Source organism: Nocardia sp. PLKS1-43 (assembly GCF_059510335.1).
In genome coordinates this window covers 1-25,428 of sequence record NZ_JCAJZQ010000001.1, presented here as the reverse complement: position 1 = coordinate 25,428, position 25,428 = coordinate 1, and the positions used below count along the sequence as shown (strand labels likewise).

Sequence of the window (25,428 nt, the reverse complement as noted above, 5' to 3'; positions counted from 1 at the left end):
ACTGTCACCTCATCCTGCAGCAGTCCCTTTCATCCAAACCCCGATGATGGTGGAAGCAACCAACGAAGAGGGCGGCGACGCGCTGGCGCAGATTCCGCTCGGACGGATCGCGGACCCGGGCGAGGTGACAAACCTGGCGCTGTTCCTCGCTTCGGACGAGTCCTCGTACATCACCGGCGCCGAACACGTCGTCGACGCCGGCATGATCGCACAGTAGTCGCCGCACCTATCGTGCGAGCCCCCGATGGCCATGGACCGCACAGGTCCGTGGCCATCGGCGGCTCGAGCCCACGATCAACGGCAACGTAAAACATCGATATCGAGCCGACTATCCGATGGCGGTCGCAATCTGATGACGACGGATCAGGCCGAGCTTGCGCAAGACGCGTTCGACATGTCCCTCGACGGTCCGGTGTGAAATCACCAAGCGGGCCGCGATCTCCTTGTTCGACAACCCCTGCGCCACCAATCGGGCAACCTCCGACTCCCGTTGTGTCAGAGTCGAAGTCACCACTGACTTCGACTCGCCCTCGACGACGTTCTGCTTGAGCTCATCGAGTGCGTACTCGACCAGGTCGGGAAGCGACATAGCCGCACCGCGGCGCTGACAGTCGAAATAACGTCTGTCCCCGATCGCCGCTAGTGCGCTGGATTCGAACCGGGCGCGTAGCTGCACCCAGTGTGCCGATCCGTAAAGTTGCATCCCGAACGAGCTCCACAGCTCGGAGGCGGCACCGATCAATACCGCGGACCGTTCGGCAGAACCGGCGGCCGCCTCGGCCCAACCCAGCAGGTCGGTCACCAGGGTTGTCCCGACCACGTCATCGAAAGCCCTTTTCAGAGTTAAACTTTCGAGTGCGTACCGCAATGCGTCTGTGTACTGCTCATTGACCAGAGCAACGAGTCCGGACCCGTAGATGGCGTAGGACAGCATCCAGCGCTCGCGGGACTGTTCGGCCTGGTGCCTCACGAAGTCGAAATGCTCGATTGCGCGTGCCGTATCCAGTGTCGAGCTGTAGAACATGCCCATTTCAATGTGCAGCGTCCACAGCAGGTCGGTTCGCCCCGGAAGATGCTCGTAGCGATGCAACGCGTCGAGCAACAAGCTCTGGGCCGACTCGAATTCGCCGCCCAGGTAGGTGCACAGCCCCTTCGACTGGGTAGCGAATGCAACGGTTGCCTCGTCATGGCGCGGACCGGCGAGCAACAACGCCTCATCGAGGGCCTCGTTGGCCGCGGCGCGGTCGCCCTGCATCGTCAGCACGATACCGAGCGTGGCCAGCACCCGGGACCGCCTGACGCTCGGTGCACGTTCGATTTCCGCGATCCGCGTCAGCCACAACCGATGCTCTCGCACCGAGAACGCGGACGACCACAGAAACCAGGTCGACGCGATTTCGGCAGCGGCCTCGATCGTCGGCGGCGTCGGATTGGACAGTGCCGTTTGTAGCGCGAGGCGGAGGTTGGCACGATTGCCGCGCAGCGAATCCGCAGCGCCTTGCTGCTCATGACCGGTCCATGCCTCAGTGGCCGACCGAACCAGATCACAGCACCAGTGGAGGTGGCGGGTCCGCATCTTTTCGGCATCGGCGCGAGTCAGTTTGCCGGCGCCGTATTCACGGATCGTCTCCAACATGCGGAACTGCACCCGCCCGAGGCTCTCCTCACGCCGCAGCACTGATTTACTAACCAACCCGGCGATCGCATCGAGGATTTGCCCAGGTACAACGTCATCGTCGCCGCAAACCTGCTCCGCCATCGACAGGTCGAATACTCCGGCGAAAACGGACAGTCGCGCCCACAGCTCTTGCTGATTCGGGGTGCACAGTTCATAGCTCCAGTCGACTGTAGCCTGCAAGCTTTGATGGCGGGTCGGTCCCCCACGATTGCCGACGGTGAGAATATCCAGCCGATGATCGAGCCGATCGGCCAGGTCCTGCACGGACAGTACTGTCAATCGGGCGCAGGCAAGCTCGATGGCCAGTGGGATGCCGTCCAGCTGCGTGCATATCCGGCGAACCACCTCGTTATTGCTTTCAGTGATGGCGAAACCGGAAAGGACTGCGGCCGCCCGATTTTCGAACAGCTCCATGGCAGCACCGACCGCCCCCGCACTTTCCTCCCTGATCGTAGGCAGGGAGGGCACGGCGAAGACATGCTCCTCCGGTATCGACAAGGTCTCCCGACTGGTCACGACGATCGTCGCCCGAGTCGTATACCGCAATATCTTCGAGACCAACCGTGCGCAAGCATCGATCATGTGTTCACAGTTGTCGAGCACGATCAAGATCTGCTTGTGCCGTAAGAACTCGATGACGACGTCATCGAGGGATTGCTCCGGCCGATCGCGCGACGCGATCCCCAGGCCGTCGACCACAGTTTGGGGCATCAGGGTCGGTGAATGCAACGAGGCGAGCTCGACGAATCGGACCCCGTCGGGAAAAGCCCGCCGAAACTCGAACGCCGCCTGTACGGCCAGCCGGGTCTTGCCGATACCGCCCGGCCCGCTGATGGTGATGAGCCGCTTTTCGCCCAGCAATGTCCGCAGAGCGGTCAGCTCGCGGTCTCTCCCGATGAAACTGGTCGCGAAGGTAGGGATTTGGGGCGTGGCAAATGGTTTGCCTTCGAACGACTCCGGCGAGGATGACAGATCCTCGCGCAGACGATGCACAAGTTTCGCAAGGGTGTTTCGCGATCGCCTCCAACCGACCCTGCGGTGGATCTCCGCGATGCTGATCTCCGGATCCTCGTCGAGTAGAGACGCCACTGCGGGGGCCAATTCATCGGCTGAGGAACCACGCCGGGGACGATTGTCCTGTGGTGGTTGCGCGAAAGTCAGCGCGCGACGAACCGTATTTCGCGACATCCCGAGATGGGCTGCGATCGCCTTGATCGACATACCTTGGTGATGCAGATCATGCACCTCGCGCCACTCGTCAGTATTCACTCGGTCCTCTCCGGAGCGACGCCATCGCACCCGAAGGTGTGGCCCCGCTCACCAGCTCCATGGTGCTGTTTGCACACAAGGGGGTCAAGTTCTGCCAGTCCCTACCCGGTCGGGTCGCCCTCGGGCAAAAGAATACCGATATTCCCAGGTAGTGGCGCTACGTGTCGTTGTCCGGAAAAGACCACGTGGCGAATCACGCGCGACCACGGTTTCTCACCGACATCGACCGGAGCACAGTGATGGGTACCACAGCGAGCGACGGAAATGTAGCGGATCACATCGCATACACCCGGGGGCGGAAAAGGTGGTTGCGAGCGTCGCCCAACCCACCACCGACGTTCAACCTCCCAGATTCCAGGAAAAACATCTCGTCACACCCGATCGAGGTAACCGTGACCACGCCTGAACAGAACATCGAAATCACCAACCGGTTTGCCGAAGCATTCTCGGCCGGAGATGTCGACACCCTTCTCGAACTCCTATCAGACCAAGCAGTCTACTGGGTCGCCGGTGGAATCGAGGGCTTGTCGGGAAACTACGACAAGAACGCTTTTGGTGAACTGATTCGGGGCGTCAAGGACGCCTACAAGCAGAGGGCACTGAAGATCACACCCACAGCCGCCATAGCGCAGGGAGATAAGGTCGCGGTTGAAGCGGATTCGTTCGCCGAGCTCACCAATGGCCGAATCTACAGCAATCAATATCACTTTCTCTTTCAAATCCGCGACGGAAAGATACTTCACGTCAAGGAGTATATGGACACCCATCACGCTTACGAGACCTTCGTCTCGTGACGCCACAGACAATACTACAAATACTCGATCGAGTGTATAGAAAATAGGAAAGGTGAGTGCAAGTAATGGACACCGGATTGATCGTTCATCCGTACATGCGACCGGAACGGACGGCGCGACAGACCTTCGACTGGTGCGTGCAGAGTTCGATCGCCGCCGATCAGGCAGGCTTCACCTCGATCATGCTGTCCGAACACGCTTCGCAGCGGTGGGAAAACATTCCCAATCCCGAGCTGATCATCGCCGCAGCCGCCAGGGAAACGGAGCGAATCAATTTCGCCCCGATGGCGCACCTGCTGCCCCACCAGCATCCCGCTAAACTGGCTGTCATGATCGGCTGGTTGTCGAATATCCTCGAAGGTCGATACTTCCTGGGCATCGGCGCGGGAGCATACCCACTGGCTTCCTACATCCACGGCATCAAGAACGGTTCCGACACCAAGTTCCTCAATGAGATGGTGCGCGAATCCCTCGAGATCATGGAGAAGATCTGGAAGCGCGAGCCCTTCTTCTACGAGGGAAGGTTCTGGAACGCCGGCTACCCCGAGGAGGAGGCGGCAACAGATGGCGATCACCAGCACATGCTGGCCGATTACACTCCGTGGGGCGGCAAGCCGGAAATCGCGGTAACCGGCTTCAGCTTCAACTCGCCGTCGATGCGGTTCGCCGGCGAACGCGGATTTCGGCCGGTGTCGATCTACTCGGGCCTCGACGCTCTCAAGACACACTGGGAAACCTACTCCGAAGCCGCGATCAAGAACGGCCACACACCCGACCGTTCCCGCTACCACGTTTCGCAGACGGTCTTTGTCGCCGACACAGACAAGGAGGCGAAGCGATTGGTCATGGAGGGGCCGATCGGTTATTGCTTCGAGCGCTACCTCATTCCCATCTGGTGGCGATTCGGAATGATGGACGGATTCATCAAAGACGTCGGAGCCGACCCGGCCGACGTCGATCTCGAGTGGGTGGTCGACAACGTATTCGTGGTGGGCTCGCCGGATACCGTCGTCGAGAAGATCAACCGACTGTTCGAGGCCACAGGCGGCTGGGGCACATTGCAGATCGAATCCCACGACTACTACGACGACCCGGCGCCCTGGTTCCAATCGCTCGAGATGTTCGTCAAGGAAGTCGCGCCCCGAATCGCCCTGCCGACCAAAAGCACTGCTTCCTAATTCTGGCAGTCGGTGCGTGGAGCCGAATTCATAACCGTCTCTTCGCGCGCGCCCTCCTCCATGTGCTGGGCCCGGACCACGTGGTCCGGGCCCAGCACATGGAGATAGCTTCGATGCCGTCCGCAGCTCTGCGTCCCTGTCGCAGATTGCCGACACGACCACCAATGAGGAGAATTCCGTTATGCCCGATCCTGGCAGGCCCATTCGGCATAGTCGTCTGCTGTCCTAACGAGACCCGCCGGGAATGCCCCGGCGGACGCCACAGAACAGCCCGATGTTCGAGTCGTACGAGGCCGTGTCGTTCGTGGCGACCGACGAGGTCGCGAACTGAGTTTCCCGACAGCCAGCTTGGAACTCGATCCCCAGGCGGAGCTACATCCCTGCTTGCGCGTACCCGACGCTGGCCGACGACAGTCGATCACTTGATGCGTACTGACCGGGCTTCGCAATCAGCCGGATTGACAAGTCGCATCTCGAGGAGACCGGTTGCCCGAGGGTTAACAACGTAGAGTATGGAGTTCGCCAGCCGGGATCATGGGCCTGTGAGCTGCAGCTATCGACTCCGAATTGCCGCGCAGCGACTCACAGGATAACTGGTTGAGACGCCTTGAAACATGTCACCGCTGCGAGACCATCGACGTATCGGCGCCGACAGGGCCGATCTTTTGTGCTCCCCCCGGGGCACCCAATGGTTCGTCATGACCAGGCAGCCGCTCGGTGAAGAATCGGCGGTTGTCATCGACGAACACCGCGTTGTCTGCGTCGACTCGCCGGTCCTGGCTGATTGCCTCGACAGGACAGACGGGCTCACAGGCACCGCAGTCGATGCACTCCTTCGGATTGATGTAGAGCTTCCGCTCACCTTCGTAGATACAGTCGACAGGACATTCCTCGATGCAAGACTTGTCCATCACGTCAATACACGGCCCTGCAATCACATAGGGCATTGCTTTCTCCTTCGCGTGCGTGAAAATTCGTGTCCTCAGGCCGACGCGGCCACCGGTGTCGGCAGCTGGTCGGTCGAGTGGCCCGGGAATAGCTGCTGGTGGGGGTCGATGTGGACAGCGGCGTTGTTCACCGCAGTCGCCACTTCACCGAATCCGACGGCGATCAGTCGAACTTTGCCGTCGTAGTCGACGACGTCGCCCGCCGCGTACACGCCCGGCACCCCGGTGCGCATCGCCGAATCGACCACGATGTGACGGTTGTCGTGCAGTTCCAGCCCCCACTCCCGCAAGGGACCGAGGTTGGCCATGAAGCCCAGCGCGGCAACAACGCGCTGGCACGGAAGTCGGAGGAGTTCGTCACTGCCTTTGACAGCGACCTCGGCATGAGTGATATCGCCGTTGCCGACCAATGCGTTCACTTCCGCATCGGTGACCAGTGCGACAGCAGATTGCTCGACCTGCGACACCGTGGCCGCATGAGCGCGAAAGACCTTGCGGCGGTGGATGATTGTGACCGACTTGGCCACCTTCTCGAGCATCAACGCCCAGTCGAGCGCGGAGTCCCCCCCACCCACGACCACGACATCGGTGTCCGTGTATGGAGCCGGATCTGGTACGAAATATTCGAGGCCGTTGCCCAGGAACTCTTCTCCGGCAGGCAACTTCCGCGGCGTGAAAGTTCCGATTCCCGCGGTGATCACGATGGCGCCGCAGTCGATTTCGTCTCCGTCGCTGGTGCGAACATGGTGCCGCCCCGCGTCGTCGGTCCGGAGTTGTTGCGCTTCCTGGCCGAGGATGTACAGCGGATCCGCGGTGGCCGCTTGTTCGACGAGCTCGGAGACCAAGTCGCGTCCCTTGACCGCCGCGTAGCCGGCCACGTCGTAGATCTGCTTCTCCGGATACATGGCGGTGATCTGACCGCCGAGTTGCGACAACGAGTCGATCACGGCCGTCTTCAGCCCGCGCACTCCCGCGTAGTACGCGCCGTACAGGCCGACGGGTCCTGCGCCGACGATGAGTAGGTCCACGGAGTACGTGGTCATGATGGATGCTCCGATTCGTTTGATACAGGGAAGGCGGGTGCGCCGCCGCCGTGGAACGGGTCGATGAAGGTGCGCGGCGGCGGTCTCCCCAAGTCGAGTCGGTCAGACTCGCTTCATGTCGAAACTCGCCCGTTGCCCGCTGCCGTATCGACGCAGAGCGCCATCCGGCCCGGCGGCATTGGGGCGGATGAAGATCCAGTTCTGCCAGGCGGTCAGCCGCCCGAAGATCTTCGTTTCGAGACTTTCCGGGCCGACGAACCGGTGGTTGGCTTCCATACCGGTCAGCGAGTCAGGCGACAGCGATGCACGTTCCTCGAGCGCAATCCGCAGTTCCTCAGCGAAGTCGATATCGTCGAGAGCGGTGGTGATCAAGCCGAGCCGGTCGGCGTCGGCGGCAATCAACGACTCTCCGAGGTGCGCCCGCACGTCCTCCAGTTGCTCCGGGTGACCGTAGAAACGAGATTCCAGCCGGCTGAGCCCGTTTCCCATTGGATAGGCACCGAAATTCGACTCGGTGAGTTCGATCGCTGCCGGATTCGCATCGGGATCGACGTCCTGGAAGACACCGTCCAGCATGTACTGGCGGTCGCCTGCCAGGGCCAGCTCGAGAAGCAGGCCGACGAAAGCGCTGCCAGGCTCGATGACGGCGAACAGGCTCCGGCTCGTGACGTCGAGCCGCTTGAGTGTGCGCTTGTAGTAGAGCCGGACCTCGTTGACGAACCAGTTGTCGCTTTCGTCCTGCAACTGCTTGTCGTAGGCGCGGACGAGTTCGGGATCTCCGACCACCCGGAATACCCAGGTGCCCAGATCCGGCTCGTTGGTGCGCAGCCGCAGAATGAGGTCGTCGAGCTGACGGGTGAGGGCGAGCGGCCAGTAGTCCGCTCCCTGCGCGATAACGGCCTCGACGTCTTTCGGAGGCGCTGACGTGGGGCCTTGGACAGTGATCTCGACCCGACGCTCGTCCCGCAGCAGCTTGGCATGGACATGCCGATACCCGATGCTGTCACCCTCGTCGGTGCGATGAAGCGGAGTCAGGCGGATGCCCTGCGCGTCGTCCGGCCGACGCGAGGTGGCTGCGACCGCGTCCGCACGAGCCCGCACACGCTCGTCGAATCGAGCGCGCTGCACCGTCTCGTCGACCAGTCCCCATTCGACGGCGGTGGCTCCTCGCACGCCCTCGGATTTGGTGGCGAACACATCCGCACGGTCCTTGCGAACCTTGCGCTTGTCGACGACACGGGTGAGGCCACCCGTTCCGGGAAGTACGCCGAGCAGCGGTACCTCAGGCAGCGAAACCGCCGAGGAACCGTCGTCGATGAGCACGATCTGGTCGCACGCGGCGGCGAGCTCGTACCCACCACCGGCCGAGGTGCCGTTGACCGCGGCGATGTACGTCTGCCCGGAATGCTCGGACGCGTCCTCGATGCCGTTGCGCGTTTCATTGGTGAACTTGCAGAAGTTCACCTTCCATGCGTGCGCGGACTGCGCCAGCATTCGAATGTTGGCGCCCGCGCAGAACATCCGATCCAGGCCGCCGGTGATAATGACGGCCTTGACCTCCGGGTGCTCGAATCGGAGCCGCTGCACGGCGTCGTAGAGCTCGATGTCGACGCCCAGGTCGTAAGAGTTCAGTTTCAATTCGTAGCCGGCTACCAGCCCGCCCTGCGGGTCGACTGCGAGCGTGAGCGTCGCGACCGAACCGTCGAAATCGAGCCTCCAGTGACGGTAGCGGGTTGGGTCGGTCTCGAAATCGACGACCGGGACGTCACTCGCGGCTCCTGCGCCAGGCATGTCGGTCACAGTCATTGTTAGATACCTCTCGAAGTCTCGGCGGACCCTGACAAGGTCTCCGCTCGCATGTCCATCATGCTAATAAATAATCACGAATCACAAAAGGTTTGTAGAGTATTCGAACCCACGGAAGGACGGGAGGACCTCGGCGGCGAACAACTCGACGATGCGGCGGCGACGCGCCCCCTCACCGACCGGGCAGAAGACGATGTCACTGGCTCCGGCATCTCGATAGTCAGCGATCCTGGACCGCACCTGTTCCGGAGTTCCGTGCAGCAGGTAACGGTCGGCGAGGCTGGTGAAGTCCTGCTGGTATGTCGCGCTCACCGCGTCGATCACCTCGGTTCTCGAGCGGGCCGGGTCCTCGTCGACGCCGCCCCAGCAATGGATGGCTCCGCGAATTGCCGCGGGATCGCGGCCGCTCCGCTCGGCCGCTTCGCGGACTCGAGCCAGCGAGTCCGCGAACTGTTCCGGGCTGTACATGTAGGGGAACCACACGTCGGCGTATCTACCGGCTCGGCGAATAGCGGCCTCGCGCCGCCCGCCGATCCAGATAGGCGGTCCGCCGGGCTGAATCGGCGGTGGCTGCATCCGCAGTCCGGGGATCGTGGTGTAAGCACCCTGGATATCGGCGACCTCTCCCGACCACAGCCGGGTGAGAACGTCGAGCGCCTCATCAGTGCGGCGCCCGCGTTCGTTCACAGGAACACCCGCGGCGATGAATTCCTTCGGATACTCGCCCCCGACTCCCACACCCATGTCGAACCGCCCGCCGGAAACCTGGTCGAGGCTGGTGGCGAGTTTGGCGGCGAGCGCGGCCGGATACAGCGGCAGTACGGTCAGAGAGGACAGCAGCCTCACTCGGGTGGTCGCTCCGGCCGCCGCGGCGAGAAGCACGAACGCGTTCGGCATCCCGCCGTGGAAGAACAGGTGCTCCCCCGTACTGACGCCGTCGAACCCGACAGCCTCGGCGGCCGCGGCTTCGACGGCCACCGATTGCTGGTCCGGGCCCAGCGTGACGAAAACCTTCATGGAACGCTACGCGAGAGCTTCGTCGCGCAGGTGGACGTAATCGAATTCCACCGGCATATCGTTGATTCCGGACTTGGGCGGCGCGATCCAGCTGGCGAACTCACCTGGCTGGTATTGGGGCACCATCAGCTCGGCGACTCGCGACCGATCCTCGGCGGTCGGCAGCCAGCTCCCGACATTTTCCTTCCACTCCGATTCCGTCAGGACCTCGCCGGTAGGCGAGATGAAATGCCCGGCGTAGGTACCGACCTGCCGGTTGAATCCCTCGTGCGGCAGGACGAGACGCTCGGTGAGACCCGCGTCTTCGAGCGCCTGGTTCCAGCGGCGCACCCCGTTCTCGCAGTCGGCGACGTACTCGTCACGAAGGTCGAGATTGAGCGCGGTCAGCGCCGGCACCTCGTCTTCGACGATCGCGCCATCGCGTACCGTCCGCACGAGGTAGGCGGCATCGGTGAGTTCGTGGTCGTCCTTACGGCGGGTTTCCTGCCACCGGCCCTTCAGGCCACCGGTGTAGTAGGCGGCCGCGTTGGTGGACTGCTCGGATCCGAAAAGATCCATCGACACCGAGAATTGGAAGTTGAGGTACTTCTGGATGACCGCCAGCGGGATGGCACCGTGCGGGAAGATATCCGCCGTCTTGTGCTCGACCATCAACTCGGCGGTGCGCTCCACCGTTCGTTGCACACCGGTGGTGCCGACGAACATGTGGTGCGCTTCCTCCTTCAACATGAACTCGCAGGTGCGAGCCAGCGGATCGAACGCGGACTCCTTCAAGGTGCCGAGCTGATACTTGCCGTCCCGGTCGGTGAAGTAGGTGAACATGAAGAACTGCAGCCAGTCCGTGGTCTCCTCGTTGAACGCACCGAGGATCCGCGGGGAGTCCAGGTCTCCGGAGTTGCGTTTGAGCAGTTGCTCGGCTTCCTCGCGTCCCTCGCGGCCGAAATAGGCCTGCAGCAGGTACACCATCGCCCACAGATGCCGGCCTTCTTCCACGTTGACCTGGAAGAGGTTGCGCAAATCGTAGAGGCTCGGCGCGGAGTTGCCCAGCACTCGCTGCTGCTCCACCGATGCGGGTTCGGTGTCGCCCTGAACGGTGATGAGCCGCATCAACTCCGCGCGGTATTCACCCGGCACTTCCTGCCACGCGGGCTGGCCCTTGTGCTTACCGAAAGCGATCTTCCGATCCGGATCGCGCTCGGCGAGGAAGATTCCCCAGCGGTACTCCTCCATCGGCACATGGTCGAAATGAGCCCAGCCATCGCGGCCGACCGCGACGGCTGTGCGCAGATACACATCCTTGGTCGGCAGCGCCGGGCCCAGTGTCTTCCACCAGTCCAGGAACTTCGGCTGCCAGCTCTCGAGGGCCCGCTGCAGGCGACGGTCCTCGGAGAGGTTGACATTGTTCGGAATGCGCTGGCTGTAGTCGATCGTGCTGAGCGGACCGGTCGGCCTCGGCGCGGCGCCGGTGCGCTCCTGTTCAACGGTCATGGTCGCCTCCTGTGCTCTGAGTGGCTTGAATTTATTCTACAAGAAAATGACGATTCGTCTACATAGATGTAGAACGTTAACTGGCGTGTCCGGTGCCGATCCGTCACCACAGTCCACCGGTCGCATCAACGGTGGCACCGGTCACCCATTGCGCCTCTTGCGAAGTCAGCCATCCGACAACCCGCGCGATATCCTCCGGAGTACCGAGGCGACGCGCCGCATTGGACTTGGACATCGCTTCGATCGCACGAGGATCCGTAGAGGATCGAAGAGTTTCGGTATCGGTCGCCCCGGGTCTCACGATATTGACGGTGATCGAGCGTCGGCCCAGTTCCTTGGCCACTACTCGCGCAGCACCTTCGAGGCCTGCTTTCATCGCGACATACGACGCCTGACGAGGAGGCGCCAGATACGCCGCGGCACTGGAGAGCAGCACGACACGTCCGCGGTCGGCAACCCGATTCGCGGCGGCGGCAAGGATCAGCAGGGCTGATCGGAGGTTGATCGTGTAGTCGCGGTCGATGACCGCTTCGGTCAGGTCGGTTACCCGCGTGTAGTCCCAGGCGCCGACACAATGCACCACGGTGCGTAGCGTCCCGAGATCTTCAGCGGTGGTCAGGGCTTCGTCGACGCCAGCGCTGGTGGTCACGTCGGCGCCACAAGCCACGGCCGTTCCGCCCGCTCCGGCGATTCCGTCTACCACCGTCCGGGCGCGTGCGGCGTTTCGGTGGTAACCGACCACCACCGCATGGGAACCGGCGAGGGCGGAAGCCACCGACGCACCGATGCCGCCACCGCCGCCGAGCACCACGGCCGATGGACGGGTGGTCATGCGATGCCCAGCGAGTTGAGGAAGGCGGGGCCGCCCTGAACCGCCGTACGCTGCATGAAGTGGGTCAGGGTACGCAGTCCCGCCAATTCCTCGCCGCCGCCGGCACGTCCGGGACCACCATGGACGGCGTGAGGAACCGCCGCTCCGTGTCCGGTGCTCTCGCCGGCGCTGTCCGCGTCCAGCACGAGCAGCCGTCCGTGCCACGGCGCTGCGGCGATCACCGCCTTGCGCGCAATGTCGGAGTCCGCGGTCACGATCGACGCCGCGAGGCTCCCTTCACCCCGAGCCACGAGCGCGAGCGCCTCGTCCAGACTGTCGTACGGCAACAGTGAGCTCACCGGCCCGAAGGCCTCGATCGTGTGCGGCTCGCTCGTTGCGGGATCCTCGAACCGCAACAACAGCGGCGAAATGTACGCACCGTTGTCGAAATCCGCTGTGGCAGAGAAATTCTCCGGCACCGTCTCGATACTGCCGAAGGTGACCCGCCCGGCCCGAGCCAGTTTCTTCGCCGCGTCACGAACATCGTCACGTTGTCCTTGCCCGACCAACGGTCCCATCCGAACGCTGTCGTCACGGGGATCGCCCACCGTCACCCTCGACAGCCGCTCTGCCACTGCGGCTTCCACGTCATCCGCCACAGCGCGCGGAACGAAAGCCCGGCGGATCGCCGTACATTTCTGACCGGTCTTCTGTGTCATTTCGGTGACCAGGCCGCGAACGAAGAGGTCGAATTCCGGGCTGTCCGGGCCGACGTCCGGGCCCAGAACGCTGCTGTTGAGCGAGTCCGCCTCGGCGGTGAACCGGACCGCTTTCGAGGCGACGACAGGATGACGGCGCAACTGTGTCGCCGTCGTGTGAGAACCGGTGACCGACAGCAGATCCTGTCCGCCCAGCAGGTCGAGAAGACCATCGGGCGGCGCGCACACCAATTGCAGCGCGCCCTCGGGAAGCAACCCCGACGAGACGATGTCGCGAACGACCTTCTCGGTGAGGTAGGCCGTCTGGCTCGCCGGTTTCACGACGCTGGGAACGCCGGCAAGAAACGAGGGCGCGAACTTTTCGAGCATCCCCCACACGGGAAAGTTGAACGCGTTGATCTGCACATTGGCACCCTGCAGTGGCGTTGCGATGTGCTGAACTCCGAAAGTCCCTGTCTTACCCAGGGATTCGAACTCCCCGTCACGCAGGATGGTCGCGTCGGGCAGCTCTTTGGCGCCCTTGCTGCCGTAGACGAACAGCGCGCCGATGCCACCGTCGATGTCGACGGCGGCATCCCGCCGCGTCGCGCCGGTGTGGAACGACACCTCGGTGAAGTCCGGGATCCGCGCCGACAGATATTTGCCCAACGCCTTCAGGACCGCCGCTCGTTGCCGGAATGTCAGTTCCCGCAACGCCGGCCCGCCGACGTTGCGAGCATGGTCGAGCACGACCGCATAGTCGAGCGCCTTACCGGAAATGCGTGCGACCGCCTGGTTGGTGGCCGCATCGAACAACGGGCGACCATCGTCGTCCGGAGTTACCCATCGACCGCCGACGTAACTGTTCAGAATATCGGTCATGGTGCAGTCCTTCCAGTGGCCTTCTTCCGGTGGAGAAATGTGTCCATCCGCTGGTACTTTTCGTCGTCTTCGAAGAGCAACGCCTGGATCGCCAGCTCGATCTGCGGGTGCGCATCGGGTCCGCAGTCGACGGCCAGCTTCGTCATCCGCAGCGCGATCGCCGAACTGCGCAGCATGGTCGCGGCGAGTTCACGAGCCCTGGCCAACAGCTGTGGGGGTTCGACAACGTCGATCGCGAGCCCGAGGTCGACGGCACGTTGCGCGGTGATTCGCACGCTGCCGAGCAGTACTTGTTTGGCGACACTCTCACCGACCAGCCGAACCAGCCGGTAGGTGGCACCAGCGCCGGCGATGATTCCCAGTTGCGGCTCAGGCTGCCCGAAGACCGTCCGGGAAGTGACAATCCGTAAATCGCAGGCGTAGCTGAGTTCGGCGCCCCCACCCAGCGCGTAGCCGTCTACCGCGGCAATGGTCGGCATGGGCAGGGCTCGGATTCGGTTGAACAGCGTGACGTTGATACCTGCCAGAGCGTCGGCGCGGCCTCGCTCACGCAATTGTGCGATATCGGCGCCGCCGGCGAATATGCCGTCGGCGCCACCGGTGATGATGGCCGGGCGCGGGCGTCGTTCCAGGTCTGCGCACACACCGTGGAGCTCACCAACCATGTCGGCGTCGATCGCATTGCGCTCCGCGGGCCGATCGAGGGTGATTTCGACGACGCCGTCGGTCTCGGTGATACGCAGACTGCTTCCGGCGCTCACCGGTCGCTCCACTCGAAAAATCCCCGTCCGGCCTTCTTACCGAGCTCCCCCGCTCGGACCTTCTCCTCCAGCAGCCGCGGCGGGTCGTACCGGGGCCCGAGCGTCCGCGAGAGTTGACGTGCGATGTGCAGCCTTACATCCAGTCCGACGAGGTCGGTGAGGCGCAACGGGCCCATAGGGTGGCGATAACCCAAAACCATTGCGCGGTCGATATCTTCAGCGGTAGCGACCTCGTCTTCGAGCATGCGGATGGCCTCCAGCCCCAGCGCTACACCGAGGCGGCTCGTGGCGAAGCCGGGAACGTCGCGAACGACGATCGTCTCCTTCTCGATCAGTGCCCCGATGGCGAGCGCGTCCTCGACGATGGGTTCGGCTGTTGCCGGGCCACGCACGATCTCCAGCAGCGGCATCGACCAGACCGGGTTGAAGAAATGCAGACCGACCAGGCTCTCCGGCCGGCGCAGCGGCTTCGCCAACGCCGAGATGCTCAAGGCGCTCGTGTTGGTGGCAAGCATCACCGGCGTCCGGTCCTCTGCAGCGGCGAGCACGGCATGTTTCAACCCGAGGTCTTCGGGGACGGCTTCCACGATCGCGTCGAGGTCGAGCGGCAATTCCGCCACACTTTCGACCGTGTGCACGGCTGATCCGACGTGCGCGGCGCGGTCTGCGGACAAGCGTCCCGTTTCGCGAAGTCGGTCTGCACGGGCACCGATAGTCTTCAGTGCCGCCGCGGCGCGGGCCGCATCCGGCTCGGCGATGGTGACCTCGCACCCGGATTGCGCGAAAACATAGGCGATTCCGACGCCCATGGTGCCACCGCCGATGACACCGACGTTCGATACTGATCGACTCATGACATCCTCAGAGATTCGAAGGGAGATGGGGGAAGACTCGGCGGGCATTACCCGAGAGCACCCCGGTGAGAGTTTCCTCGGGCAACCCGAGGTCCATCAGAGCCTCGACGTTGCGGCGCACACCCGGTACCCCTGGCCAGTCGGTGCCGAAAATCATCTTTCGCGCGATTCGAGCCAAATCGAATCGGCGGTAGTACTCGGGCAATTTCTTCGGCGGCAGCCCCGCCAGGTCCAGCCACACATTCGGTTTGGTCTGCGCCAGGAAGGCAGCGGCGTCGTACCACCAGCCGCGTCCACCGTGAGCGAAGACGAACTGCAGGTCCGTGAAGTAGTCGATCGCGTCCAGTAGCAACTCCGGATTGCCGCAGCTGGTCTGCGATCCCGGGAAGCTGGACGTTCCCGAATGGAAGATCACCGGGATACCGAGATCGCTGCACCGTGTGTACACCGGATACAACTCCTTGTCCCCCGGATCGAAGCGCCCATGCACTGGGTGCAGTTTCAGGGCGACGGCGCCAAGATCCAGCTGTCGTTGCAACTCTCGCAACAGCGGAAAGTGGATGTGCGGATTAAGGTTTGCGACGAGGCTGAACCGCTCGGGTTTCGTCTGCACGAGGGGAACGACGTCCTCGATCGCCTGGATACCGGTGGCTCGCGGGCTGTATTCGCAAAACAGCAGGGCATGATCCACACCCTCCCCATCCAGCAACGCATCCAGCGCCTCGGCATCCGGCCTGTCGCTGCGATAGGCGTTCCGCCACGCGTGATCACGCGAGAACTCATCAGCCCACGTCAGCCAAGCAGCCCGCAAGCTGCTCAGCACAGGGGCGTGCACATGTGCATCGATGACCATCCGATCGTTGATCACGTGAATCGTCCTTCGTCGACATCTTCCACTCCAGACACTCTACATATCTGTTGCGATTCATCAACTACATGTAGCATTACATTCGGTCCGCGTCCGACAGTGTCCGCACCTCACCCACTGAGAACTCGTTTTCGATCGAGTAACTTGAATCGATGGCGTGGCAGACAGACTGCGGCATGACGATCGGACCGAAAGGGTGAAGCAAGTGACGGCGATGCCACGCTTCGACGAGGAGGACGTCCTGACCGCGGGGACGCGCCGCCGTGAAGTGGGGTCGGCGAGCGCACGAAGTCTGTTGCTGACACTGCTCGGCGAGTTCGTGCATCCACGGGGCGTGCCGGTCTGGACCGCCACACTGGTCTCAGCACTCGCCACACTCGGCATCGAGGAGAAGTCTGCCCGCCAAGCGATCTCGCGCTCAGCAGCCGATGGGGTACTGCAGTCCGAGAAGTCCGGCCGCCGGGTCTGCTGGCACATCACTCAGCCGGGGACTCGGCTGCTCGCCGAGGGCACGCACCGTATCTACACCTTTCTACGAGACGCTCCGACCTGGGACGGCAACTGGCTCGTGCTGTGGGTCGCGATACCGGAAACGCAACGCCAACTTCGACACAAGCTGCGTACCAGATTGACATGGCTCGGCATGGGGTCGCCCAGCTCCGGAATCTGGATCGTGCCCGATGTCGCCAAGGTCACCGAGGTCTCTGCGGTCGTCGATGAATTGGCTCTCACTGATCGGGCCTTCGCTTGGACTGGACGGCTCACATCGATCGGCGATCCCGACCGGTTGATCGCCGACGCATGGGAGCTCGACGACGTCGAACAGCGATACGCAGAATTCATGCACACTTTCGCCAAAATGACCGTGCAGACACCCGACGATGCATTCGTCGCGCAGATGCGACTGGTGCAGGCATGGCGGCGATTCCCGTTCGTAGATCCCGCACTTCCGCGCGAGTTGCTGGATCACGATTGGCCGGGCCCGCAGGCGGCGGAACTTTTCCACCGCTTTCACGAGAGGTGGCATGGACCAGCCCAAAGCTACTGGTCCCAGCTACAGTCCCGAACATCGACGTAGCCTAATAAGTTGTAGCGGGTCCAGGTGATCGACGGATCAGGCAGACGCACTAGCAGTAGTGACCGGCGGGTGAGCACGAATGACGCCTGGACTTCGAGTCCTGATCTGAGATGGTGCCCCGCAAGATCGCTGATAGGACGTCGTCGGCCGAGTGGAGTACTGATTCATCAGGTCGCCGATATTCTCCCGCGCTGCCGGAACCGGTTGTCCGACAACGACGAACGGGGAGTCGTCGCCGGTGACAGCGGCGACGCGCAAGCAGTGAGGGGCGTCGCCCGTATGCACAAGACGATGATCTGAGAACGCACCCGTCATACTCAACGGCTCAAACACGCTCAGCGGGAGTACTTCCGGGCCGCGGTCGAGGCGCTCAAGGACCTCGATGCTCCCGACGCGCTGAAACTGCTCGGCACGGCACCCGACCCGCAAACAGCGGCTCGCCTGTCGATCAACCAGATCAAAGCCGCCCTGAAACGGGCCGGCCGCCGCGAGAGCCGCGGCGATCTGGACGGTCCTGCGTGGTGAGCAGCTGGACCGGGCCCCAGTGATCACCGCCGCATACACGGTGGAAACCTGGGCCACGATCGCGGTGCTGGTCACCCTCAGCGCGCAGGTGAAAGCCCTGCACAGCGAGGTCGAGGCCCATTTTGGGCGACACCCTGACGCTGAGATCATCTCGTCCCAACCGGGACTGGGTTGGACAGCTAGCGTCTGACACCACCGGAACCCAACCACCGGAGGCACAATAGGCAGATGCGGCCCAGTGGGCGAAGATGGGCATTGCTGCGCCATTCGGTCAGAATCATCCTGACCTGAGGAAGCAGTCCAGATCGAACCTGAGCGAAAGACAGCTGGCTATTCCCGATCTGTCGGACCGATGAACTCGTTCAGATGCAGAGCGAGTTCAAGGGCCAGCCGTCGCTCGTGAACTGGGCGACCAAGCGCGCGTTCGGCCTGCTGGAGACGATAGCGAATCGTGTTGTGATGAACGCCGAGGTGAGCAGCAGTCGCGCGATAGTTGCTGTTCGAGGTGAAGAACGCGGCGAGGGTCTCGCGGGTGCGGATGTTGGTCTCGTCGTCCTCTGCAAGTGTTCGCAACTCTGCATTGACAAATGCACGCGCGCGGTCGACATCAGCGGTGCAGATTGTCGCGACATCCACGTCGTCATAGTAGGTGACTGAACCCGCTGGTCGGCCAGCCAGTTCTGCGATCCGTAACGCATCAAGCGCTTGCTGATGAGTGCTCCGAAACCCGCTCTGGTTCTCGGCCGGCCGACCGGCAGCGATCAGCACAGGCCCCGGAGGGCGCGGCGCCGAAAAAGCCTTCGACCTGGGCCAGCGTAACCAACACCACATGGTACGCCCGTCCACATGGACGCCTAGCCGCTCCGTAATGCCGAGCTCATTACACACATGCCGCAAGGCGGAATCAAGGGCGGAGCCGCTGACAGGCAACTCCGAGCAATCTCGAAGAACGATGCCCAAATGACCGCCTGTCATGCGGTAGCCCAGACGCCGACTGGCTGCCTCGGCTGTGATGTCCTCACCGCGCAACACACGGCGGATCTCTTCCAATCGCACATGAGAACGTTCTTGGCTGAGCCGCTCCATTTCGCTGGTGTAAAGATTCGACAGCAGTCTGCTGATCACGTCCAGCCAGTCCAAGGAGTAGGTCGTTCCCCGCTTGACCAACTCCACAGCTGCAGCGCTGTCGGCCTCCTGCCGCTCAGCAACTGCGTCGGCCCACAACTCGACAAAACGGGCAGCCACCACCCGGTGTCCGCGCAGAAGCGAATCGAGAGACAGCCCGGTGCGCGCCATCGCTTGCGCGTTGATGACGATCTCCTGCGACAAAGCCACGTTCTCGACCGGCACGCCGCGCGCAAGGTAGTCGAGAAACGATGTCATGTGCGCTCGACAGTTGGCGACAACCAGATCCTGCAGCCCGAGCCGACCCAGTTCGGGCATGCGTTCGATGGCATAGGACGCCAACTCGTCGGCCAGAGCAAGAGACTTTGGCAGAAGCAGGGCAACCACGTCGCACACGCCGTCCATGCCCCTCGCCTCGAGACTTGTTCCAACTTCGGACACTCTCACAGTGTGACTGATGTTCGCCAAACGGTCAAAAGAATCCCGCAGCTTTGACCGATTGAACGTGGTTTCGATCACGCCGTCAACCTTAGCCTTTTGCGGGTAGCACCCTTCAAGGAGGTATTGGGATGGCATCTGATTACGACGTAGTGATCATAGGTGGCGGCTTTTCCGGACTGTACGCTATTCACAAGTTCCGCGATCAGCTCGGGCTGTCGGTGAAAGGATTTGAGGCTGCCGGCGGTCTCGGTGGGACCTGGTGGTGGAACCGGTATCCGGGAGCTCGTTGTGACGTCGAATCCGTTCACTACAGCTATTCGTTCTCGGACGAGCTCCAACGTGAATGGCTCTGGAGCGAGAAGTACGCGCGTCAGCCGGAAATCCTCGCATATCTCGAATGGGTAGCGGACAAGCTGGACCTGCGGCGATCGTTCCAGCTGAACACCAAGGTGACATCCTTGAGCTGGGACGAGGCGTCGGCACTTTGGACGGTCGCCACTGCCGATGGCGTCGAGTGTACTGCGCGATTTGTGATCTCGGGTGTGGGTGTTTTGTCCCTACCGAAGCGCCCGGAGTTCACGGGAATCGACAGCTTCAAGGGCGAGCTCTATTGGACGAGCAGCTGGCCTGATCACCCGGTCGACTTCGCCGGAAAGCGCGTTGCGGTGGTAGGGACCGGCTCCACCGGAATCCAGGTCATTCAGGAGATCGCAGACAAGACCGGTCAGCTCACGGTGTTCCAGCGCACGCCCAACTATGCAGTTCCACTGGGCAATGCGCCGCTGGAGCCCGAACAGCAGCGCTGGAACGCGCAAAACTGGACCGAGATCCGAGGCGAATCACGGGTGCGTCCCGGAGATTTGCCCTACGATCGACCAGCTCCTTCGGCACTGATGGTCGATGCGGAGGAACGGAACCGAATCTTCGAGAGGGAGTGGCAGCACGGAGGCTTCAGGTTCCTGACCTCGACTTTTGCAGACCTCGTCCTAAACCAAGACGCGAACGACGCCGTCTCCACATTCATTCGCGACAAGATCCGTGAACGAGTCAAAGACTCAGCTACAGCGGAAATGCTGTGCCCTTACGACCACCCCTACGGGACCAAACGACCACCCTTCGAGATTTCGTACTACGAGGCGTTCAATCTGCCTCATGTGAACCTTGTCGACGTCAGCGCTGCACCGATCGAAGAGATCACAGCTACGGGGATCCGGACAAGCCAGGGGTCGTACGACTTCGACATGATCATTCTGGCGACCGGATTCGATGCCTTCACCGGCCCCTCGTTAGCGATCCCAACCACCGGTCGGTATGGCGTGACCCTCAAAGATACGTGGGCCGACGGGCCGAAAAATTATCTCGGCCTTCACGTTGCAGGTTACCCGAACTTTTTCACCGTGAGCGGCCCGCTGAGCGTGGTCTCTCAGACCAACACTCCCTTGATTATCGAGGATCAGGTTGACTACGTCGCCGACATCATCCAGACGATGCAGGCTCGCGGCTCCCGCGCAATTGATGCGACGCCGGAGGCACAGACTGCGTGGACCAAGCTCGTCAATGATGCGTACGCGATGACCTTGATGGCGAAGGCTGAGAAATCCTGGTACATGGGCGGCAACATCGCAGGCAAACCAAAAAGCGCCTATCTCCTCGTTGCCGGCTCCCCCTTCTACCGAGCTGTGATGAACGAGGTCCAGAAGAACGGATATGCCGGATTGTCGGTCGATGGCGCAGAATCAGCACTTTCGCCACTGGTCAGACTCGATACCGGTGCCGCAATGGCCATTGCCGGGATGCTCAACGGTGGGGTCCCGCCGATGGAAATCGCCACGCTTGAGGAGATTCGTACCGGCAACGAGGCCGGTGCACATATGCAGCTTCCGGGGCCCGACATGCGAGTGGAAAACATCAATGCTCCACGAGTCCGTGTATACGTCCCCTCTGCCGAGGGCGATCTTCCAGTAGTGCTCTTCTGTCACGGTGGTGGCTTCATCTCGGGGTCGCTTGACAGCGTCGACCCAACATGTCGCCGGCTTGCCGCAGAGAATAGCGCTATCGTCGTTTCCGTCGACTACCGATTGGCCCCAGAACATCCGTTCCCAGCCGCTCCCAATGACACATTTGCGGCGCTGCGGTGGACGTATGAGCATATCGCAGGCTACGGCGGCGATCCCACGCGCATCGCGGTGATGGGCGAGAGCGCCGGAGGTAACCTCGTCACTCTCGCCGCACTTCGCGCACGCGATGAGGGAATTCCTGTCGCTGCACAAGTTCTCATCTATCCCACAACCGACCCTGAGGTTCCCACCGCATCCCGCTCCGAGTTCGCTCACGGCCCCTTCTTGACCTCCGCAGCCAGCGACAGGTTCTGGGAAAGCTACCTTGACGGTGCCGAAGTTTCTGAGGTGAACGCCCCACTTCGCGTCAAGATGCTCGAGAACATTGCGCCAGCTCTGGTGATCACATGTGAGCTCGACATCCTCCGCGACGAAGGCGAACAATATGCCAAGGCCCTCGCTTCGGCCGGAGTTCCAGTTGAGTACCAATGCTTTCGGGGTCTAATGCATGGATCGTTCACGATGAGTGCCGTAATACCTAGCGTTCAAAGTATGTTCGACTTGATCCAAACCTACCTCGCTTCGACATTCCAACGAGATTAGATCGATTCGTAGGGTACGGAGGGCGTCGTTCTCGCGACACCCTCCCTCGCGCTCGAGTGCCCCGAACGCAGGACTCTCGCACCATCGCCTTATTCCTCCACTCTTCGTCGACCTACGTTGACGCGCACGGATCACCCGGAGATTTTCGTGAGTAATTCGCAAGCCGTAATGACAATCCTGTACCCACACAATGAGGGAGCAGGTTTCGACTGGCATTACTACCTCCACCATCACATTCCACTCGCCCGCCAACTCTTCAGCAAGTACGGCCTGCTCAACGTGACGATAGACCGCGGCATTCACGGTGCTACGCCGGATTTCGCTGCTCTCTACACGACAATAACACGGCTGGAATTCAGCGACGCCGATTCCATGACGACAGGCATGACTGCTGCCGGCCCAACTCTTGCGGCAGACGTCGCGAACTTCACTGCAATAACACCAATATTGCAAAGTTCAAATCCGCAGTATGACGCATCGCATCAGTCGAGTTGAGAACAGTAACGAGTGAAGAGGAAGAAAAATATGACATCTAAGAACCTCAAGGAACTCAACCGGTTGTTCGTCGACAAAGCGATGGTACTCGGAGAGCTCGACGTCGTCGATACTTTGGTGGCACCCAATGTTGTGCACCACGTGTCCGGGCCAGCGCTCGGTCCCGGCCCCCAGGGAGTCAAGGACTTTATTTCCTACTTCCGATCAGCGTTTGCAGACATACACGTGTCTCACGAGAACGAGATCGTTGAAGGCGACAAGGCCGTTCGACACATGACAGTTTACGGAAAGCACATCGGACGGTTTCTAGACATTGAACCGAGCTACCGGAACGTCGAATTTGAAGTGATGGATATAAACCGTTTCGACGCCACCGGAAAAATCGTAGAGCGCTGGTCTATTGCGGATTTCTACGCTCTCATTCAGCAAATTAGCAACGTCTAGAAGGGGTAATCCGTTGCCTGATGTCAACATCATACCTTCGACTATGTAAATACTCGTAAGAAGAGGAATAATATCGTGTATCCCGCCACAGCGGTTGCGCCGATCGAGCTTTTCAACGCTACCGACTATTTAGTAGATCGGCATGTCAGGGAAGGGCGCGGCAATCTGACAGCGGTCGTTGCTTCCGAACGGTCCTTGACATACCTCGACCTCGCCGACGAGGTGCATCGAGTTGCGGGCGGACTGCTCCGCCTCGGGGTTCGACCGGAGGAACGTGTCATATTCTGCATGGCAGACGATGTCGAACTCCTAACGGGGATTCTCGCAGCGATGTACATGGGCGCGGTCCCGGTCCCGGTCTCTACCATGCTTACTGGACCCGAACTCGGCAAGCTCCTCGTTGATTCTCGCGCTCGCCTTCTGTGTGCATCCTTCGAGTTCGCAGCGGCTGTGGTCGGGGCAGCCGCCGACGCGGAGGAAGTTACGGATCTCGTGTTCGACAAACATGTCGATGTGTTGCCGCCGGCCGGGGTAACCGTGCGGAAATGGAGTTACCTAAACACGTCGAATCCAGTATCGAAGTGCTATGCCACATGGCCCGATTCGCCGGCATTGTGGCTGTACACGTCCGGAACAACAGGCATGCCGAAGGCGGCGATGCACCGTCATGGCAGTATTAGAGACATCGGCACGAATTATGGGCAAGGAGTACTGGGGATTTCGTCAGAAGACCGGTGCCTGTCGGTCGCCAAACTGTTCTTCGCCTATGGTATAGGTAACTCATGTTTCCTGCCATTCTCGGTCGGAGCTACCTCAATCCTAATGCGGGACCGCCCAACTCCCGACGCTATTGAAGAGCGGGTTCAGGCTCATATGCCCACATTGTTCTTCGGAGTCCCGACCTTCTACGCCTCACTTTTGGCCAGCAGCCTGCCGAAGGACACTTTCATAAGTGTGCGACAGGGAATTTCCGCCGGGGAGGGACTGCCGCCTGTACTGTTCGAGCGGTTCCGAGACAGGTTTGAGGTCGAGGTGCTCGACGGTATCGGCTCAACCGAGGCTCTTCACATCTTCCTGTCCAATCGTTCTGAACACGTACGGCCGGGTTCCTCGGGTGTGCCCGTACCTGGATACGAGATCCAGTTGCGCACCGATGCCGGGGAATTGATCGAAACCGCCGGGGAACCGGGAACCCTCTACATCAAGGGATCCTCCCTCGCTTCTGGGTACTGGTGTCGTGCCGACACGACGCGGCAAGTATTCCAAGGCGAGTGGCTGTCCACAGGCGATGCATACGTGCGTAACCACGACGGGACCTACAGCTGTCTCGGCCGTTCCGGCGACATGCTCAAAGCAGGCGGTATCTGGGTCTCACCGGCAGAGGTTGAGGAGCGTCTGCTGGAACATCCAGAGGTGGTGGAGGCTGCGGTTGTGGGTGCGCCGGACGAGTCCGGGCTCGACAAGCCCGTCGCGTGCATCGTTACCAAGCTCGACAGTCAAATCGACCCCGACTCACTAATAACATGGTGCCGAAACGGCCTCGCGGCATTTAAACGCCCTCGAGCCGTTCTGCGAATGGAGGAACTACCGAAGACACCTACCGGAAAGATCAGACGAAATGTGCTCCGTGAGCAGGTTGCTCATGCATTGACCTCGCCGAAATCAGCGCCTAATAGTGCCGCGTCAGGCAACGTTGTTTAGAGCCCCTATCGGGTTCGGTTGCTGAGTCGTCGCCAACAGATCAGTGCGGCACCGAGATTCAGGAATCCGTAGTGGATGTCGATGCGGCGTTCCCATCGGATGGCCAGGCGCCGGTACTGGTGGAGCAGGGCGAAGGTCTGCTCCACGATCCAGCGGCCGGCGGTGACCTTGTCCCGAGTTCCGCGGCGCGGGATGTAGCCGGTGATCCCCCGTTGCCGCAGCTCGGTGTACACGCTGGGGTAGTCGTAGCCCTTGTCGCCGATCAGATTCTTGATCCGGCGGCGCGGTGGCCCTGGCCGTCCACGCAGGGGACGAACCCGATCGAGCACGGGCGCAACCATCAGGTGGTCATTGACGTTGGCCGCGGAGAGCTCGACAACGAGCGGGAACCCGCTGCCGCAGGTCAGCAAGTGGTGTTTGGACCCGGTTTTGGCACGGTCGACCGGGCTCGGTCCGGTCGCGGCGCCCCCCTTTCGGCCCGCACATGCGAGCCGTCGATCATGACCCGGTCGAAGTCGATCAACCCGGCGGCGTTGCTGCAGTCCAGAACCGCTTGGTGCATCGCCTCGAACACTCCGGCGGCTTGCCAGTCCCGCAACCTGCGCCAACACGTCATCCCAGACCCGAACCCGAGTTCCTGGGGCAAGTCCTCCCACCCGATCCCGGTGAACAACACGAACAAGATCCCCTGGAACACCAGCCGCGGGTCGTGCTGAGTCGGGCCCGGCGTTCCAGCCGGTTTCACCGGTAGTAGCGGTTCGATAACCGCCCACAACTCATCATCCACAACCCAGGGCGCTGCCACGACGAAATATCCTGCACGACAGTGTATCTCACCGCCACCCCACTGAACCCGTTAGGAGCT

Annotated in this window: 21 protein-coding genes and 1 pseudogene; 9 read left to right on the top strand and 13 right to left on the bottom strand. The window is 61.7% G+C overall.

The features are described from left to right. Position 1 precedes the first annotated feature (1 nt). Positions 2 to 217, top strand: coding sequence for an SDR family oxidoreductase (locus tag AC5WS7_RS00110; RefSeq protein WP_495953693.1), 216 nt, complete (start codon positions 2 to 4; stop codon positions 215 to 217). Between the two features lie 111 nt (positions 218 to 328). Here the strand turns inward: AC5WS7_RS00110 and AC5WS7_RS00105 are convergent, their stop codons facing one another. Beyond that, entirely contained in the window at positions 329 to 2,947 is a 2,619-nt protein-coding gene (locus AC5WS7_RS00105) for a LuxR C-terminal-related transcriptional regulator (RefSeq protein ID WP_495952242.1), read from the bottom strand. A gap of 239 nt (positions 2,948 to 3,186) precedes the next feature. On the opposite strand from AC5WS7_RS00105, the gene AC5WS7_RS00100 reads away from it, so the two are divergent. The 3 genes and pseudogenes from AC5WS7_RS00100 to AC5WS7_RS00090 all read left to right on the top strand — a co-directional run. Then, positions 3,187 to 3,741 (top strand): nuclear transport factor 2 family protein, encoded by a 555-nt coding sequence (locus tag AC5WS7_RS00100; protein ID WP_495952241.1) that lies wholly within the window; start codon positions 3,187 to 3,189, stop codon positions 3,739 to 3,741. Between the two features lie 65 nt (positions 3,742 to 3,806). After that, complete coding sequence (locus tag AC5WS7_RS00095) at positions 3,807 to 4,919, top strand: LLM class flavin-dependent oxidoreductase (protein ID WP_495952240.1); 1,113 nt, start codon at positions 3,807 to 3,809, stop codon at positions 4,917 to 4,919. A 297-nt stretch (positions 4,920 to 5,216) separates the two neighbouring features. After that, positions 5,217 to 5,345, top strand: a pseudogene (locus tag AC5WS7_RS00090) (riboflavin kinase); the annotation flags it as partial. Positions 5,346 to 5,536: 191 nt separating this feature from the next. Here AC5WS7_RS00090 and fdxA read toward each other — a convergent pair. The 10 genes from fdxA to AC5WS7_RS00040 all read right to left on the bottom strand — a co-directional run bounded on the left by fdxA (position 5,537) and on the right by AC5WS7_RS00040 (position 16,094). Further along, complete coding sequence (gene fdxA / locus AC5WS7_RS00085; RefSeq protein ID WP_495952239.1) at positions 5,537 to 5,866, bottom strand: ferredoxin; 330 nt, start codon at positions 5,864 to 5,866, stop codon at positions 5,537 to 5,539. Positions 5,867 to 5,901: 35 nt separating this feature from the next. Next, positions 5,902 to 6,909 carry an NAD(P)/FAD-dependent oxidoreductase gene (locus AC5WS7_RS00080; RefSeq protein WP_495952238.1) on the bottom strand — a complete coding sequence of 336 codons (1,008 nt, stop codon included), beginning with the start codon at positions 6,907 to 6,909 and terminating at the stop codon, positions 5,902 to 5,904. Positions 6,910 to 7,011: 102 nt separating this feature from the next. Next, a complete protein-coding gene (gene boxC / locus AC5WS7_RS00075; protein ID WP_495952237.1) occupies positions 7,012 to 8,715 on the bottom strand; it encodes a 2,3-epoxybenzoyl-CoA dihydrolase in 1,704 nt (567 codons plus the stop codon). Positions 8,716 to 8,796: 81 nt separating this feature from the next. After that, entirely contained in the window at positions 8,797 to 9,732 is a 936-nt protein-coding gene (locus AC5WS7_RS00070) for an LLM class flavin-dependent oxidoreductase (protein ID WP_495952236.1), read from the bottom strand. A gap of 6 nt (positions 9,733 to 9,738) precedes the next feature. After that, positions 9,739 to 11,220 carry a benzoyl-CoA 2,3-epoxidase subunit BoxB gene (gene boxB, locus AC5WS7_RS00065; RefSeq protein WP_495952235.1) on the bottom strand — a complete coding sequence of 494 codons (1,482 nt, stop codon included), beginning with the start codon at positions 11,218 to 11,220 and terminating at the stop codon, positions 9,739 to 9,741. Between the two features lie 103 nt (positions 11,221 to 11,323). Then, positions 11,324 to 12,052, bottom strand: a complete 729-nt coding sequence (locus AC5WS7_RS00060) for an SDR family NAD(P)-dependent oxidoreductase (RefSeq protein WP_495952234.1) — start codon at positions 12,050 to 12,052, stop codon at positions 11,324 to 11,326. Further along, on the bottom strand, positions 12,049 to 13,611 hold the full coding sequence (gene paaZ, locus AC5WS7_RS00055; protein ID WP_495952233.1) for a phenylacetic acid degradation bifunctional protein PaaZ: 1,563 nt from the start codon (positions 13,609 to 13,611) through the stop codon (positions 12,049 to 12,051). Before paaZ ends, AC5WS7_RS00060 begins: the two co-directional genes overlap by 4 nt. After that, the gene (locus tag AC5WS7_RS00050) at positions 13,608 to 14,372 is read right to left on the bottom strand and encodes an enoyl-CoA hydratase/isomerase family protein (RefSeq protein ID WP_495952232.1); all 765 of its coding nucleotides are present in this window, start codon (positions 14,370 to 14,372) and stop codon (positions 13,608 to 13,610) included. Before AC5WS7_RS00050 ends, paaZ begins: the two co-directional genes overlap by 4 nt. Beyond that, a complete protein-coding gene (locus tag AC5WS7_RS00045) occupies positions 14,369 to 15,226 on the bottom strand; it encodes a 3-hydroxyacyl-CoA dehydrogenase family protein (RefSeq protein ID WP_495953692.1) in 858 nt (285 codons plus the stop codon). The genes AC5WS7_RS00050 and AC5WS7_RS00045 overlap by 4 nt, the downstream gene beginning before the upstream one ends. A gap of 7 nt (positions 15,227 to 15,233) precedes the next feature. Further along, entirely contained in the window at positions 15,234 to 16,094 is an 861-nt protein-coding gene (locus AC5WS7_RS00040; RefSeq protein ID WP_495952231.1) for an amidohydrolase family protein, read from the bottom strand. 214 nt (positions 16,095 to 16,308) lie between these two features. On the opposite strand from AC5WS7_RS00040, the gene AC5WS7_RS00035 reads away from it, so the two are divergent. Further along, entirely contained in the window at positions 16,309 to 17,172 is an 864-nt protein-coding gene (locus tag AC5WS7_RS00035; RefSeq protein WP_495953691.1) for a PaaX family transcriptional regulator, read from the top strand. 855 nt (positions 17,173 to 18,027) lie between these two features. Here AC5WS7_RS00035 and AC5WS7_RS00030 read toward each other — a convergent pair. Continuing rightward, positions 18,028 to 19,341 carry a PucR family transcriptional regulator gene (locus AC5WS7_RS00030; RefSeq protein ID WP_495952230.1) on the bottom strand — a complete coding sequence of 438 codons (1,314 nt, stop codon included), beginning with the start codon at positions 19,339 to 19,341 and terminating at the stop codon, positions 18,028 to 18,030. A 50-nt stretch (positions 19,342 to 19,391) separates the two neighbouring features. Between AC5WS7_RS00030 and AC5WS7_RS00025 the strand changes: the two genes are divergently transcribed. The 4 genes from AC5WS7_RS00025 to AC5WS7_RS00010 all read left to right on the top strand — a co-directional run bounded on the left by AC5WS7_RS00025 (position 19,392) and on the right by AC5WS7_RS00010 (position 24,563). Continuing rightward, positions 19,392 to 21,923 (top strand): flavin-containing monooxygenase, encoded by a 2,532-nt coding sequence (locus AC5WS7_RS00025; RefSeq protein ID WP_495952229.1) that lies wholly within the window; start codon positions 19,392 to 19,394, stop codon positions 21,921 to 21,923. Between the two features lie 147 nt (positions 21,924 to 22,070). After that, positions 22,071 to 22,418, top strand: coding sequence for an EthD family reductase (locus AC5WS7_RS00020; RefSeq protein WP_495952228.1), 348 nt, complete (start codon positions 22,071 to 22,073; stop codon positions 22,416 to 22,418). 30 nt (positions 22,419 to 22,448) lie between these two features. Beyond that, positions 22,449 to 22,862: an ester cyclase gene (locus AC5WS7_RS00015; protein ID WP_495952227.1), complete on the top strand. Its 414-nt coding sequence runs from the start codon at positions 22,449 to 22,451 to the stop codon at positions 22,860 to 22,862. 75 nt (positions 22,863 to 22,937) lie between these two features. Continuing rightward, a complete protein-coding gene (locus AC5WS7_RS00010; RefSeq protein WP_495952226.1) occupies positions 22,938 to 24,563 on the top strand; it encodes a benzoate-CoA ligase family protein in 1,626 nt (541 codons plus the stop codon). Positions 24,564 to 24,568: 5 nt separating this feature from the next. Here the strand turns inward: AC5WS7_RS00010 and AC5WS7_RS00005 are convergent. Further along, a protein-coding gene (locus AC5WS7_RS00005; RefSeq protein ID WP_495952225.1) for an IS5 family transposase occupies positions 24,569 to 25,368 on the bottom strand; the annotation gives its coding sequence in 2 pieces (ribosomal slippage) (positions 24,569 to 25,038 and positions 25,038 to 25,368; 801 coding nt in all). Between the last annotated feature and the right edge of the window lie 60 nt (positions 25,369 to 25,428).